At 72.3% G+C, this 14261-nt stretch carries 15 protein-coding genes and 1 pseudogene; 12 read left to right on the top strand and 4 right to left on the bottom strand.

Annotated elements, in window-relative coordinates:
- The first annotated feature begins 21 nt into the window (after window positions 1-21).
- From Vau01_RS38725 to Vau01_RS38715, 3 genes are read left to right on the top strand one after another with little or no spacing between them, the layout of a single operon-like run.
- Complete coding sequence (locus Vau01_RS38725; RefSeq protein WP_204004246.1) at window positions 22-363, top strand: STAS domain-containing protein; 342 nt, start codon at window positions 22-24, stop codon at window positions 361-363.
- Window positions 360-1331: an MEDS domain-containing protein gene (locus tag Vau01_RS38720; RefSeq protein WP_204004244.1), complete on the top strand. Its 972-nt coding sequence runs from the start codon at window positions 360-362 to the stop codon at window positions 1329-1331. The genes Vau01_RS38725 and Vau01_RS38720 overlap by 4 nt, the downstream gene beginning before the upstream one ends.
- A gap of 45 nt (window positions 1332-1376) precedes the next feature.
- Window positions 1377-1946, top strand: coding sequence for a mycothiol transferase (locus tag Vau01_RS38715; RefSeq protein WP_204004242.1), 570 nt, complete (start codon window positions 1377-1379; stop codon window positions 1944-1946).
- On the opposite strand, the gene Vau01_RS38710 is transcribed toward Vau01_RS38715, so the two are convergent.
- Genes Vau01_RS38710 through Vau01_RS38700 form a run of 3 tightly spaced genes read right to left on the bottom strand, consistent with a single transcriptional unit; the run spans window position 1930 to window position 4876 of the window.
- Entirely contained in the window at window positions 1930-3075 is a 1146-nt protein-coding gene (locus Vau01_RS38710) for a hypothetical protein (protein ID WP_204004240.1), read from the bottom strand. The two genes, Vau01_RS38715 and Vau01_RS38710, sit on opposite strands and share 17 nt — an antisense overlap.
- Complete coding sequence (locus Vau01_RS38705) at window positions 3017-3604, bottom strand: sigma-70 family RNA polymerase sigma factor (RefSeq protein WP_204004238.1); 588 nt, start codon at window positions 3602-3604, stop codon at window positions 3017-3019. Before Vau01_RS38705 ends, Vau01_RS38710 begins: the two co-directional genes overlap by 59 nt.
- A gap of 60 nt (window positions 3605-3664) precedes the next feature.
- The gene (locus tag Vau01_RS38700) at window positions 3665-4876 is read right to left on the bottom strand and encodes a pectinesterase family protein (protein WP_204004235.1); all 1212 of its coding nucleotides are present in this window, start codon (window positions 4874-4876) and stop codon (window positions 3665-3667) included.
- Between the two features lie 83 nt (window positions 4877-4959).
- On the opposite strand from Vau01_RS38700, the gene sigJ reads away from it, so the two are divergent.
- The 8 genes and pseudogenes from sigJ to Vau01_RS38665 all read left to right on the top strand — a co-directional run bounded on the left by sigJ (window position 4960) and on the right by Vau01_RS38665 (window position 12903).
- Complete coding sequence (gene sigJ, locus Vau01_RS38695) at window positions 4960-5922, top strand: RNA polymerase sigma factor SigJ (RefSeq protein ID WP_204004233.1); 963 nt, start codon at window positions 4960-4962, stop codon at window positions 5920-5922.
- A 73-nt stretch (window positions 5923-5995) separates the two neighbouring features.
- A complete protein-coding gene (locus Vau01_RS38690) occupies window positions 5996-7162 on the top strand; it encodes an NAD(P)/FAD-dependent oxidoreductase (protein WP_204004230.1) in 1167 nt (388 codons plus the stop codon).
- A gap of 23 nt (window positions 7163-7185) precedes the next feature.
- On the top strand, window positions 7186-8436 hold the full coding sequence (locus Vau01_RS38685) for a D-alanyl-D-alanine carboxypeptidase family protein (RefSeq protein ID WP_204004228.1): 1251 nt from the start codon (window positions 7186-7188) through the stop codon (window positions 8434-8436).
- 25 nt (window positions 8437-8461) lie between these two features.
- Window positions 8462-9064 carry a phosphoesterase PA-phosphatase gene (locus tag Vau01_RS38680; RefSeq protein ID WP_204004226.1) on the top strand — a complete coding sequence of 201 codons (603 nt, stop codon included), beginning with the start codon at window positions 8462-8464 and terminating at the stop codon, window positions 9062-9064.
- Between the two features lie 199 nt (window positions 9065-9263).
- Window positions 9264-10301: pseudogene (locus Vau01_RS65415) on the top strand (glucuronyl esterase domain-containing protein); the annotation flags it as partial.
- 144 nt (window positions 10302-10445) lie between these two features.
- Window positions 10446-10889 (top strand): cellulose binding domain-containing protein, encoded by a 444-nt coding sequence (locus Vau01_RS65410; protein ID WP_373320366.1) that lies wholly within the window; start codon window positions 10446-10448, stop codon window positions 10887-10889.
- A gap of 132 nt (window positions 10890-11021) precedes the next feature.
- Entirely contained in the window at window positions 11022-11576 is a 555-nt protein-coding gene (locus Vau01_RS38670) for an RNA polymerase sigma factor (RefSeq protein ID WP_239152191.1), read from the top strand.
- Window positions 11569-12903 carry a WD40/YVTN/BNR-like repeat-containing protein gene (locus tag Vau01_RS38665; RefSeq protein WP_204004224.1) on the top strand — a complete coding sequence of 445 codons (1335 nt, stop codon included), beginning with the start codon at window positions 11569-11571 and terminating at the stop codon, window positions 12901-12903. Before Vau01_RS38670 ends, Vau01_RS38665 begins: the two co-directional genes overlap by 8 nt.
- 53 nt (window positions 12904-12956) lie before the next feature.
- On the opposite strand, the gene Vau01_RS38660 is transcribed toward Vau01_RS38665, so the two are convergent.
- Complete coding sequence (locus Vau01_RS38660; protein ID WP_204004222.1) at window positions 12957-13835, bottom strand: alpha/beta hydrolase; 879 nt, start codon at window positions 13833-13835, stop codon at window positions 12957-12959.
- A gap of 7 nt (window positions 13836-13842) precedes the next feature.
- Between Vau01_RS38660 and Vau01_RS38655 the strand changes: the two genes are divergently transcribed.
- Window positions 13843-14079, top strand: coding sequence for a hypothetical protein (locus Vau01_RS38655; protein WP_204004220.1), 237 nt, complete (start codon window positions 13843-13845; stop codon window positions 14077-14079).
- The last annotated feature ends 182 nt before the right edge of the window (window positions 14080-14261 follow it).

The raw sequence follows: 14261 nt of genomic DNA, 5'->3' as shown, positions 1-14261 counted from the left end.
CCGGACGGTAAATTGCCGGGTGTGACGGAGCAGTTCCGCACCACCCGGTGCTCCCTCTACCGCGACGGCACGGTCCTGCGCCTGGTCGGCGACATCGACCTCGGGAACTGGGTGGGTGTCAGCAGCCGGGTCGCCGCGGAGGTGGGCGCCGGGGTCGTCACGTTGGACCTCACCGAGGTCCACTATTTCGGCGCCGCGGGCGTCCGGGTCGTGCTGACCGGTTTCGGAGCCCGGTCCTCCGGTGCGACCCTGGAGGTCCGGTGCGCGCCGGCGGTGTTCCGCGTGATGCGGATCAGCGGCCTCGTCGGTACCGACGGCCTCGAAGTGACGGAGTACGGCCAGCAAGGAAGGGCAGGGCGGTGACGGGTTTCAGACACGCCGCGCTGATCGTCGATTCCGACGAGAGCCTGCGGCACCGGTTGATGCCGGCGCTACGGGAGAACCTCGACCGGAACGCGCCGGTGTTGATGGTGGTCGGCGCCGACACCCAGCGGATGGTGCGCGCCGAGTTCGGTACGTCCAGCGACCGGCTGGAATGGGGCGACACGAGCGCCTACAACCAGCGGCTCGGGTTCGTCTACTCCGGATTCCGGAGCTATCTCGAGGCACAGCACGCCGCCGGTCGGCGGGTGCACGTGGTCGCCGAGCCCGACCTCTCCGTCGGCGTCAGCCGCGACATCCCGTTCGACCGGGCCGCCGCCTACATGTCGTTCGAGGCGATGTGCAACAGCGCCTACGCCGACTTCGGCTGCCCGATCACCTGCATCTACGACAGTCGCCGGCAGCCCGAGCAGATCATCGAGAACGTGCGCACCGTGCACAACCACGAGGTCACCTCCGACGGCGACGTGGTCAACGACCGGCACGTCCCGCCGGCGGAGTTCCTGGCCGCCCGCAACGGCGTCCCGTTGCCCGCACCGCCGCGACTCACCGACCTCGACCTGCCGGTGCGCCGCGCCGGCGACCTCGGCGACCTGGCCCGCGCCGTGGCCTCGTGGGCCGGCAGCCGCGAGTTCACCGACCTGGCGATCGACGACGTGGTGATCGCCGTGGTCGAGATCGCCACCAACGGCCTGGTCCACGGCATGCCCCCGGTGCGCGTGCGCGCCTGGTGGCAGGGCGACACCCTGGTCGCCCAGGCGGACGACGCCGGTGGACGCCCGCTGCCCGCCCTGGCCGGCTACCTGGCGCCGGGAACGGACCCGGCCGCCGGCCGCGGCCTGTGGCTGGCCCGCCAACTGGCCGACGTGGTGTCCGTCCACACGGGGCCGGGCCTGACGTCGGTGCGCCTGCACTTCCCCCACGAGGTCACCCACCGCAACCCCGCCTGACGTTCCGGACGGGGATCGTCCGGAACCGGTCCTACGGTGCTGGGTATGACGGACACCCCCTGGGAACCCCCGACCGCCGGCACCGAGGTCGAGCACGTGGTCGGCGCGCTGGAACGGCTGCGGGCCACGTTCCGGTGGAAGGCCGACGCCCTCGACGCCGCGGGCCTGCGCACGACGATCGGAAAGTCGACGCTGACCATCGGCGGCCTGCTGAAGCACCTGGCCGTGTGCGAGGACAACATGTTCGCCCACCGGCTGAGCGGTGAGCCGATCGGCGAGCCGTGGGCGTCGATGGGCTGGGACCAGGACGGCCCGTGGAGCTTCACGTTCGACACCACCGGCCTGTCGCCGGCGGACCTGTACGCGTTGTGGGACGGCGCGGTGGAGCGTTCGCGACAGCGGCTCGCCACGGCACTGGAGAAGGGCGGGCTGGAGCAGGAGGTGTGGCTGTCCTGGCCGGACGGGCAGCACCTCAACCTGCGCCGGCTGCTGTGCGACCTCATCGAGGAGTACGGCCGCCACACCGGGCACACCGACCTGATCCGCGAGGCGGTCGACGGCCGGGTGGGTGAGGATCCCCCACCCGGCTGGCGACCGGTCACGACACCGGGCTGACCCAGGTCGACTCGTCCTGGACGTTCGTGAGCGTGACGCCCTCCAGGATCCTGCGCATCTCGCTGTCGGGCAGCAGGCCCTCGCTCGACACCTGCACCAGGACCTTGCCGTTGTCGAAGTAGCGGTTGCAGAAGCCGGTCAGGCAGCTCACGCCGGGCGACGACGTCGGCTGGTTCGAGTTGGCCGACGGCACCACGAAGATCGCGAAGCTGCCCGTCGGGTTGCCGCCGTCCGGGTTCTCGAACGGGCCGGTCAGGCCGGTGGTCGGCTGGGCCGGCTTGCTGTAGAGCAGGCCCGCGTGGTCGCCGGCCCGCGCCGACGAGATGCCGTTCAGGCCGGTGGTGGCGTGCACGCCGACCTCGGTGAGCCCGTAGCCGGCCGGCACGTAGCCCAACTTGACCGGCACCTTCGCCGGGGTGCGGGCCTCGGTCCGCAGTCCGGCGGCGAGGCGACGCAGGTCGTCTGCCGACGGGTAGGTCGTGTCGTCGGAGCGGACCGACAGCACGGCCCAGGCGTTGTCGGCGTGCTGCCAGGCCAGCGTCCGGGTCATCGGCCAGTTGCCGGTGGTGTCGGTGACCTCCAGGCCGGGGCGGCCGCCGATCGTCACCGGCTGGGCGCCGGCGAGCTTCGTCGGGTCGTAGGCGCCGGGACGGTAGACGGTCAGGTAGGCGTACAGGTCCTTGGCCGGGTCGGGGCGGTAACCGGGGGCGCCCTTGTCGCGGCCCGGGATTTCGGTGGACGGGTCGGCCGGCTTGTCGTTCGACGTCAGCCCCTCGGCGTACACGGGGGCGAGTTCGTACGCGGTCGACACGTCGATCGGCGCGGCCACCGTGAGCCGCCCCACCGTGTAGGTGCCGAACGTGAACGTGAACGGCCCCACCGGTCCGGCCGGCGCGGCCGCCGGCGCGCCTACGGAGTTCGGCGCGCTGGTCCCGGTCCCCCCGGAAGTGAACGACGGGACGACCACCGCGGCCGCGACGCCGAGCCCGACCACGACGGACGCCGCGCCCGCCACCGCCCGGCCGAGCCGCCGGCGCCGTTGCGCCCGCTCGCCGGACGCGACGATGTCGTCAACGCCGTACCGCAGCGGGGGTGGGTCGGACGTCACCACGTCCACTACGTCCCGCATCCGCATCGATCGTTCCTCCAAGTTCTGATTCATCAAGGACCACACCTCCCGCGGCCAGGGCCGCCCGTAGACTCACCAGACCCCGGCTCGTCTGGCTGCGGACGGTCGGCGCGCGCACGCCCAGCACGTCGGCGGCCTCCTCGGCCGACATGCCGAGGTAGTAGCGCAGCACCAGCACCGCCCGTTGCCGCACCGGCACGGCCTGCAGCGCCGCCTGGACGCGCAGCCGCTCGTCGGTGGCCAGGCTGGGATCGGCGAGCTCGACGTCCGGCATCGCGTCGCCGGCCGAGCGTTCCCGCCGCCACCACGGCCGGCGGGTCTCGTCGATCGCCGCCCGCACCACCATCGTCTGCGCGTACAGGTCGGGCCGGTCGAGGCTCGCCCACCGCGGATAGAGCTTCGTAAGGGTGTTGGCCACCGCGTCTTCGGCGGCGTGCCAGTTCCCGCAGGTCACGAACGCCAGATTCCGCAGCGACGCCATCCGCGACGCGACGAACTCCCGAAACCGGTCATGCTCGTCTGGAGTCAACCCGGGGTCTCCTTCCCGCCGCTGATAGGACGGTCGGTCACCCCGGAAACGATGCACGGTTCAGGTGCGGTATTCCCAGAGGCGGTTGAACAGCGGGTCGTCGAGGTTACGGTCCGCCGCGACGTTACCGGCGAACGGACGGGCGGTCGTGGCGGCCGGCGCCCACGGGGCGTCGGCGTTGTAGCCGGCGTCGATCGCGGACTCGCGGATCACGAGTTGGCCGTTCGGGGAGACGCCGGGCAGGTAGCCGGTCGCGCCGGCGCTCTGGTCCCAGGCCCGGCCGAGGTGTGCGGTCGGCGCGGCGTCGTAGCCCGCGTCGGTGGTGATGAGGCTGTGCCGCACCAGGAACCCGAACGGGTTGGCGGGGGCGGTGCTCGGCGCGAACACGACGCCGTCGGCGGGCTTGCGGGTCGACACGGTGCGGAAGTGGACGCGCTCGAACACGGCGACGGCCCGCCCGAACACGAAGTCGGTGTCGCCCTCGACGTAGCTGTCGCGCACGACGACCCGCGCGATCCGGGCGATGTCGGCGGCGTTGGTGTGGAGGGTGTCCTGGCGGCTGATCAGCCGCACCCGCTCGACGAGCGTGCGGTCGGCGTCGGTGCGCAGCGCCAGCGCCTGGTGCGTCCCGGCGAGGTCGGGCAACGTGTTGACGATCGTGAGGCCGGCCAGTTCCAGCCCCACGCTCTCCGACCAGACCACCGACGCGCACAGCCCGACCGTCGCCTGCGTCCGGGTGGCGCACGACCGGTACATCGCCCACGCCGGGTCGCCCTCGGCGTACCGCTGCCCGTCCGGGTTGACGGCCGCCGCCCACGCCGCCGGGGTGACGCCGGCGTCGATGGCGAACTCGATCCGGACGTCACCGACGCCGTAGACGGTGAGCGGCGGGCCGCCGGCCGGGATGAACACGGTGCCGGTGTACGTACCGGGCCGGACCAGGACGTACCGGCGCTTGTCGCCGCCGAGGCGGTACGCGGCGTTCACCGCCGCCTGCACGCTGTCGCCCGGCCGCACGACCACGTCGGGCCGGACGCCGTGCGTGCGCACGGGACCGGGGCGCCACGGGTCGACGACCGGCGCGGCGATCGGCCCGGAGTGCTCGAGGTAGGCCGCCGGGGTGAACCGCGCCGCCTCCGCCGCCGAGAGAATCGGCCGCGTGACGGTGCCGGGCGCGGCCCTCCCGCCCGCGTGCGCGGAAGCGGCCGGAGCGAGCGCGAGCAGGGTGACGGCGGCGACCGCCGCCGTCGAGAGGCGGGCGACTGTGGACACGGGAACCCCTTAGGTAAGCGCTTTCCCGGCAGCCTGGTAGCAACGCCGATCGATGTCAAGCCCCCGGCGTTACGATCGGCCCCATGACCTTGACCGCAGGTGACGTCGACCGGTTCGAGGCCGCCCGGCCGCGCCTGGAGGCGATCGCGTACCGCCTCCTCGGGTCCGCGGGTGAGGCCGAAGACGCGGTCCAGGAGACGTTCCTGCGCTGGCAGGCCGCCGAAGCCGGCCGCGCGGCCGGCGACGGGAGCCGCATCGAGGTGCTGGAGGCCTGGCTCACGAAGGTCCTCACCAACCTGTGCCTCACCCAGCTCACCTCCGCCCGGGCGCGCCGCGAGACCTACGTGGGCCGGTGGCTGCCCGAGCCGCTGCTCGCCGGCGACCCGATGCTCGGCCCGGCGGAGACCGCCGAGCAGCGCGAGTCGGTCTCGTACGCCGTGCTCACGCTCATGGAGCGGCTGGCACCCACCGAGCGGGCCGTGTACGTGCTGCGGGAGGCGTTCGAGTACCCGCACCGCGAGATCGCCGCGATCCTCGACATCACCGAGGCGGCCAGCCAGCAGCACCTGCACCGGGCCAAGGCGCACCTCACCCGGGAGCGGCCCCGCGTGGAGATCGACGCGGCGGCGGCCCGGCGCATCGTCGAGGAGTTCCTGGCGGCGGCCACCAGCGGGAAGACCGAGCCGCTCGTGCGCCTGCTCACCGCCGACGCGATCTCGGTCGGCGACGGCGGCGGCAAGATCCCGGCACGCGTGAAGGCGTACGAAGGCGCCGTCGCGGTCGCGAAGTTCCTGTGGGGCATGTTCAAGCCGGGCCCGGCCAAGCGCGCGATCCTCGGCGACCGGGCCGAGGTCTACGCGTCGACCGTCAACGGCGAGCCCGCCGTGGTGGCCGTCGCCGACGGCCGGGTGCTGGGCGTCATGTGCCTGGAGGTCACCGCCGACGGCATCGTCGCGGTCCGCAACCAGGTCAACCCCGACAAGCTCGACCGCGCCACCGCGCGCTGGAAGGCCACCGGGGAGCCCGCCCTCACCCTCGTGTGGTGACCTGCTTCACACCTGTCAGGAACCGGCGCGCTACCCGGTTCAAGGGGCGACCCCACAAGACAGGAGCACGGACATGCAGCACCGCATCGTCGTCCTCGGTGCCGGATACGCCGGCGCCTTCGCCGCCGGCCGCCTCGCCCGGCGGCTGCGCCGCGAGGACGTGGCCATCACGCTCGTCAACGCCGAGCCCGACTTCGTCGAGCGGGTCCGGATGCACCAGGTGGCGACCGGCCAGACCCTGAAACCCCGCCCGTTCCGGGAGATGTTCGCGGGCACCGGCGTCGACCTGCGGTTCGCGACGGTCACCGCCGTCGACGTCGACCGGAAGACGGTCACCCTGAGCGATGGAGTCGTCGAATACGACACGCTCGTCTACGCCCTGGGCAGCCGCTGGGCCGACCACGGCGTCACCGGCGCCGCCGAGCACGCGGACCAGCTCGCCAGCCGCCCGGGCGCGCTGCGGCTGCGCGAACGGCTGGCCGCCCTGAAAGCCGGCCGGCCCGTTGTCGTCGTCGGCGGCGGCCTCACCGGCCTGGAGGCCGTGACGGAGATCGCCGAGGCCCGCCCGGACCTCGACGTCGCGCTCGTCGCGCGGGGCGACCTGGGCGACTGGCTCTCGCCCAAGGGCCGCGCGCACGTGCGAAAGGTGTTCACGGGCCTCGGGATCACGGTGCACGAGAACGCCGCCGTGAGCGCGGTGGAAGAGGACCACGTGGTGACCGACCAGGGAACCGTCCCGGCCGCGGTCACCGTCTGGACGGCCGGGTTCACGGTGCACCCGATCGCGGCGGCGACCACCCTCGAAACGAACACCGACGGCCGGATCGTGGTCGACGGGACGATGCGCTCGGTGTCGCACCCGGACGTCTACGCGATCGGCGACGCCGCCCTGGCGCGGGGCGCCGGGGACAAGCCGCTGCGCATGTCGTGCGCGTCGGGCCAGCCGATGGCGTGGCAGGCCGCCGACTCGATCGCCGCCCGCCTCACCGGCGGCCGGCTCCCGCACGCGCCGCTGGCCTACTTCAACCAGTGCGTCTCGCTGGGACGCAAGGAGGGGCTGATCCAGTACGTCACCGCCGACGACCGGGCCCGGAACGCGGTGCTGACGGGACGGTTCGCCGCCGTCTACAAGGAGCTGATCTGCAAGGGTGCCGCGTGGGGCGTCGCCAACCCGATGTACGGCCTGCCGGCCCGGCGCCGCCGCGTCACCACGGATCCCGCAACCGCCCCGCGCCCGTAGGGGAGGTTCGTTACCCTCGCCGCGTGGGAGCTTGGACGGTCGCCGTGATCGCGACGACGTTTCTCGTGCCGGTTCCGGCGGCGACGACACCATCGGCCGCGCCCGTGCCCTGCCCCTACCAGTCGCTGCCGAGCATCCCGCCCACCCCGCCCGCGACGATCCGCACCGCGGGCGGCCCGCTCTGGGGCGGCGACCAGCTCGGCGGCACCGGGCTGGCGGTCCCGTCGGGAGTGGCGGCTCCCCCGGCGGTCGCGGCCACCACGTGGGTGGTCGCCGACCTCGACAGCGGCGCCGTGCTCGCCGCCTGTGGCGCGCACGTGCGGCGCCGCCCCGCGAGCGTCCAGAAGCTTCTCCTCGCGGCGACGGCGCTGCCGCTCCTGCCGCCCGACCAGGTGGTCGAGGCGACGCCCGAGGACCTGGCGCTGCCGTCGGACAGCTCCGCGGTCGGCCTGCTGGTCGGCGGGAAGTATCCGGTGTCGACGCTGTGGTACGGGCTGCTGCTGCAGTCGGGCAACGACGCCGCGAACGCGCTGGCCCGCATGGCCGGCGGGCCGGGTGGCATCGCCGCCGGCGTCGCCGCGATGAACGCGGAGGCCTACCGGCTCGGCGCCGAGGACACGCACGCGTCGAACCCGCACGGCCTCGACGAGCCCGACCAGTTCACCAGCGCCTACGACCTCGCCCTGATCGCCCGCGCCGACTTCGCCCGCGAGGACTTCGTGCGCTACGACACGCTCGACCGGATGCAGTGGCCGGCGCAGCCGCCGCGCGACCCGACCGGCTACCAGATCCAGAACGAGAACCAGCTGCTGAAGAACTACCCGGGCGCGCTCGGCGGCAAGACCGGCTTCACCGACCAGGCCCGGCACACCTACGTCGGTGCGGCCCAACGCAACGGCCGCCGCCTGGTGGTCACGCTGATGGGCGCGGAGGTCGTCCCGTTCGGACGCACCTGGAAGCAGGCGTCGATGCTGCTCGACTGGGCGTTCGCTGTTCCGTCGGCCGCGCAGGTCGGTCACCTGGTGACGCCCGACGAGGTCACCCGCGAACGCACCCCGCCCACACCGAGCGCCGCGCCCGGTCCGCACGGCACCGCCGCCGGCCCGGCCAGTCCGGTGTCCGACTTCGGGTCGGCCTGGGGCATCCTCGGCGCGCTGATCGCGCTCGCGGTCGCGGTGCTGGGGCTCGCGGTGGTCAAGGTCGTGGCGTTGGCGCGGCGCCGTCGGTCGCGATATCGGAGACGGGCACAGGGCGCGCCGGTCCGCGACGTCTAAAGCCCGTAGGGCACCATGGTCGTCGATGGTCACGACCGCGCCCCCTGATCGGGTCACCCGCCTCGCGCGCTGGCTCACCGAGATCTTCGCCCCGCCGGTGCTCGTCGCCGTGCTGCCGATCGTCGTCGGCGTGCACGCCGGCCGCACCGTGGCGTCGGGCCTGGCCTGGGGCCTGCTCGCGACGCTGTTCGTCGGCGTCGTCCCGTACGCGGTCGTCATGTACGGCGTCCTCCGCGGCCGGCTGAGCGACCGGCACATCGGCGTCCGCGAGCAGCGCACGAAGCCGCTGGCGCTCGGGCTGGTGTCGGTGCTCGTCGGCATCGGGGTGCTCGCCGCGTTCGGCGCGCCCCGGGAGGTCACCGCGCTCGTGGTCGCCATGTTCGCCGGCGGCGTGGTGGCCACCGCCATCAACCACTTCTGGAAGCTGAGCGTGCACGCCGGCGTCGCGGCGGGCACCACGCTGGTGCTGGTGCTGGTCTTCGGCCCGGCCATGTGGGCGACGGCCGTGGTGGTCGCGGCCGTGGGCTGGTCCCGCGTCCGGCTCCGCGACCACACCACGGCCCAGGTGGTCGCCGGCACGCTGATCGGCGCCCTGATCTCGGGAGCCGTGTTCGGCCTCCTCCGCTGAGTCCGCTCATCGAAAGTTTCCGATAGTTTCGACACTCGCTGGCGGGCCGATGTCACGGTATTGACGTCGGCCGATCCGTTGCAACAGACTGTGCGGACCCCCATTCGGGAGCGCTCCCATCCCCCCTGGCCGCCGAAAGTTTCGGGATCGGGCGCTCCCTGTCCGTCACGCTTCGCGTGAAAGCGAGAGGAGTGCCCCGGTGACCATCCACTCGGGCAGAACATCCGTCATCGCACTCGCGGTGGCCGCGCTCGTCGCCACCGCAACGGCCATCGTGACCGTGGCCGGCACCGCCCCGGCCGCGCAACTCGCCGCGTCCACCGTCGAGAACGAGGGCGCCGACTGCGCGGTCCCCGCCCTTCCCGACGCGGGTTCCCTGCCCACCAACGCCCGGCTCCCCGACCCGTTCCGCCGCCTCGACAACTCGCGCATCACCACCACCGGCGACTGGCGTTGCCGCCGCGAGGAGATCAAGCGCCTGGCCGAGAAGTTCGTCTACGGCGAGAAGCCGGCCAAGCCGCAGAGCGTCACCGGCACGGTGTCCGGCAGCAACATCACCGTCAACGTCAGCCACAACGGGCGCAGTTCCAGCTTCTCCGCGTCGGTACAGCTGCCCAGCGGAACCGGGCCGTTCCCCGCCGTCGTCGTGCTCGGTGGGTTCGGCGCCGACACCGCCGCGATCCGGGCGGCCGGCGCGGCCGTCATCAACTACGACCCCTACGCCGTCGGGCGCGAGGGCACGCCACGCAACAACAAGCAGGGCGCGTTCTACAGCATCTACGGCAACACCAGCCCGACCGGCCTGCTGATGGCCTGGGCGTGGGGCGTCAGCCGGATCATCGACGTCATCGAGTCGTCGGGCGGGACCGTGCTGCGGGCCGACGCCACCGGCGTCACCGGCTGCTCCCGCTTCGGCAAGGGCGCCTTCGTGATCGGCGCGTTCGACCAGCGCATCGCGCTCACCATGCCGATCGAGTCGGGCACCGCCGGCGTGCCGATCCTGCGCGGCGTCCCCGGCGAGGGCGCGCAGAGCCTCAGCAGCGCCTACGGCGAGCAACCGTGGTTCGGCGACGCGTTCGGCACGTTCACCGGCAGCCCGAACCGGCTGCCCGTCGACACGCACGAGATGGTCGCGATGGTGGCGCCGCGCGGGCTGTTCGTCATGGACAACCCGCACATCGCGAACCTCGGCCCGCGCTCGGCCAGCGTCGCCGCGCTCGGCGGCGCCGAGGTCTACAAGGCGCTCGGTGCCGGCGACAACATCACGTACTGGTCCGACGTCGCCGACGGCACGCACTGCGCCAACCGGCCCGAGTGGCGCACGCCGCTGCAGCAGAACATCCAGAAGCACCTGCTGCGCACCGGCAACGCCGCGGGCGCGATGCGGATCTCGTCCCGGGCACAGGGCAACCTGGCCGAGTGGCGAGACTGGACCACGCCGAACCTGGGCCAGTCCCCCAGCAATCCCCCGAGCTCGCAGCCGGGCTCACCGTCGAGTTCACCGCCCGGCTCGCCGTCGAGCCCGCCGCCCGTCGGCGGGTGCGCCGCGTCGGTGTCGGTCAACGCCTGGACCGGCGGCTTCGTCGCCACCATCCGCGTCACGGCCGGCGCCAACCCGATCAACGGCTGGACCGTCGCCATGACCCTGCCCGCCGGAGCGACGATCACGAACAGCTGGAACACCACCCGCACCGGAGCGAGCGGAGCCGTTCAACTCGCGAACGTCTCCTACAACGGCCGCCTCACCGCCGGCCAGAGCACCGAGTTCGGCTTCCAGGGAACCGGCTCTCTCGGCACCCCACCAACCACCTGCACCGCCACCTGAAATCCAACGACCGGAACCGGTGGGCACTCCCGAAGGCGGGAGCCCACCGGTTCCGCGTATTCAGGGGAGGGGTGCAACCTCGGAGCCGCACCGCTGGTCCTTCTGCGAGACCTTCACCCGAGGGGAGAGCGTGTGGATGCCGATGACGATCCGGAAGACGGTGTGGAAGACGCCGTGCGGCAGGCGTACCAGGTGCACTACGGGCGGCTCGTGGCGCAGCTGTTCGGCCTGATCGGTGACCTCGCCGAGGCCGAGGACGCGGTGCAGGACGCGTTCGCCCGCGTGCTCACCCGGCCGAAGGCGTTCCTCGGCGCCGAGGACCCGGAGCGGTGGCTCCGCGTGGTGGCGCTCAACGTCGCCCGCACCCGGTACCGGCGCCGCTGGGTGTTCGACCGGCTGGTCCGCGCGGGCCGGGTCGACGTGACGCCGGCGGCCGTTCCCGGCCTGTCGGTCGACCGGGTCGAGCTGCTCACCGCGTTGCGGCGGCTGGCACCGCCGACGCGCGAGGCCGTGGTGCTGCACCACCTCGCCGATCTGCCGGTGCTGGAGGTGGCCGCCACGCTCGGCGTCCCCGTGGGCACCGTGAAAGCACGACTCGCGCGCGGCCGCACCGCGCTGGCGCGCTTCCTGGCCGTGGCCGATCCCTTCGAAAAGAACGACGATCCCGAGGAGGTGCGCCATGCCTGAGGGCCACTTCGCCGGGCTGCGCGAATACACCGACGATGCCGCCCGCCAGCCCGATTTCGAGGTCATCCGCCGGCGCGCCGGTCGGGTCCGCCGGCGCCGGCGCAACGCCGCGGCGTCCGTCGTGGCCGGGCTCACGGCGGCGGTCGTGGCCGCGGTCGGCCTGACGACGGGACCGGGTGACGGGCAGCAGCCCGCCGCCACGCCGACACCGACGCCCAGCGTCGACATGAACGCGGGCTGGCCCCGGTGGACGGACGTCGTCGCCGCGAAGGCCGACGAGCTCTACGCGGTCTCCGAGCGCTGCCGCACCTGCGGTCCGGAACTGCACGTGTCCGCCGACGCCGGTCGCACCTGGAGCCGCCGCGCCGTTCCACCGTCGACGACCCCCGGCGCCGACATCCGGCCGAGCGGCTTCCTGGACGCGGTGGCGCCCGGTGTCCTGCTGTGGTCCGATCGTCTGATAGTGACCATCCCGGAGTCGGGGGCCACGGGAGCGGTGGACGCGTACGAGTCCTTCAAGTCGGCGTACGACGGGCGGACCGTGAGCCCGGAACAGCGGTTCTGGATCACGCGGGACGGTGGACGCAGTTGGCAGCGGCCGGGCGTCGACGAGCAACCGGTGGACGCCGTGCCGGCCGGCACCCGCGTCGTCGACTGCGGCATGGTCAAGGAGGAGACGCCGTGCCGCCTGTACGCGGTGAACCCGGAGACCGGGCGGTTCGCGCCGCTGGCGAACCAGCCCACCGGCGTCCGGTACGCGCAGGGTTGGCTGGGCCACCAGGTCGACGTGCCGGTGAGCGGGCGGTTGTGGGTCCCCGGGCTGGATCCCGCATCCAACAAGCCGGCCATCGCGGCGAGCCCGGACGGCGGACGCACCTGGACCACGCACGTGTTCACCGACGGCGTGCCGGCCCAGGACACGCTGCGGTTCGTCGCCACCATGTACCTGCCGGCGGTCGCGGCCGGCGACGGCGCCACCGCCTACGTGCTGACCTACCGCACCGACCTGAAGCACGACGCGTACCGCACCACCGACGGCGGCGTGACCTGGGAACGGGTGCCCGGCGGCCCGATTCCCGAGGTGCCCGACGCGGGCTACGTGACCGCCGACGGCGCGCACGTGGTCAAGAACGGGTCGGACTTCCGGGTCTTCCGGCCGGGCGCCGGCGGCTACGCACCGGTGACGCTGAGCGGCTACCCGGCCGACGTGCGGCGGCTGACCCAGGTGACCTCCCAGCAGGCCACCGGCCGCTACGTGGTCACCTCGGGCGAGGTCCTGAGCGTCTCCGACGACGGCTGGACCTGGCGCACGGTCGACATGCCGTAGGGAACGCGGTCGGGTCGGCCACAGCACGTTGGTGGCCGACCCGACCGTGCGGGTCAGATGACGCAGCCGTTGACGTCCTTCGTGCCCGAGAACGTGTACTGGTCGACCCAGGTGTTCGTGGCGTTGTACGCGTCACGGCCCTTGATGTGCAGGCCGTAGGCGTGTCCGGCGTCGATCACCACGTACGTGCTGAGGCAGGCCTTCGGACCGAAGTTCGCCGCCTCCCGCGCCTTGACCTTGGTCGCGTCGGCACAGGTCAGGCCGCTCGGCTCGTGGCAGAACAGCGCGTCGTACTGCCCGACCACGATGATCACCGGCACCTTGATGGCAAGCGTGACCGCGGGTGTGCGGGCCGCGCCGATGCTGGTGCGCTCGGTGAGCGTGGCCAGCGACTTGACCGACTCCTCGTACGCGGGCATCGCCGTCTCGACACCGGGGGTGTACAGGAACAGGTCGTCCCGGGTACCCGGAATCGTGGTGATGTAGCCGGCGGGTAAGCCGGACCCGGCGAACTTCGGGTCCGACGTCGCCGCGTACAGCGAGTTGGCGAACAGGGTGACGGTCGGCGCGTAGGTCGTCATCAGGAACGAGCCCAGCACCAGGTAGTTGGGAATGGTGCCGGACACGGTGGAGGTGCCGGCGAGATACTGCAGGATGGCCGCCCCGAACGAATGGCCCACCCCGACGACAACGGGAAATGCCCGGCCGCCGATCGTTCCGGCCCGGAGCGCCTGCACGATCTGCCCGACGACATACGCGTGCGACTGCACCGTGAGCAGTTCGGGTGCGGGTTTCTGGCTGAGCCCGGTACCCAGCCGGTCGATCGCGAACGTGGAATATCCGCGACTCGTCGACGCGAACACGTGGGAGTTCGTGTTCGGCGACTGCGACGAGTTGAAGAGGTTCTGGTCGTACGTGATCCCGGCGACCATCAGTTGGATGGTCTGGTTCCGGGAGGCGTTGTCGGATCGCAGGCAGAGCCGGCCCTCGACGACGTACTTGGTCGGATTCGAAGCCGACAGGAAGACCGGAACGGACTGCTGGGAGCAGGTCGCCCAACCGGGATCCTCCGCACGCGCGGCGGCCGGCACGACAACAATTCCGAATATCGTCGCGAGAACCGCAGAAACCAGCAATCGAGTGATTTTGGACATAGCGATCCAGTTCTATGAATGAATGAATGGGCCACCGGATGGTAGGGCCAGCCGGTTATTCCGGAGGCCCGCCGGCACAAACCGGGACGCGTGACAACACAACGGTTTCGCCCCGCCCACCGCATTCATTCAATAAAACCGAATTACTGTTAAGTACTGGAATACAGTCGCAGCACAGGGTCTATCAGACGTAAATAAGCATCG

Origin of the sequence: Virgisporangium aurantiacum (genome assembly GCF_016863635.1) — a bacterium.
Lineage (GTDB): Bacteria > Actinomycetota > Actinomycetes > Mycobacteriales > Micromonosporaceae > Virgisporangium > Virgisporangium aurantiacum.
Note: the sequence above shows the minus strand (reverse complement) of the source record. Positions and strands in the feature narration are given on the sequence as shown.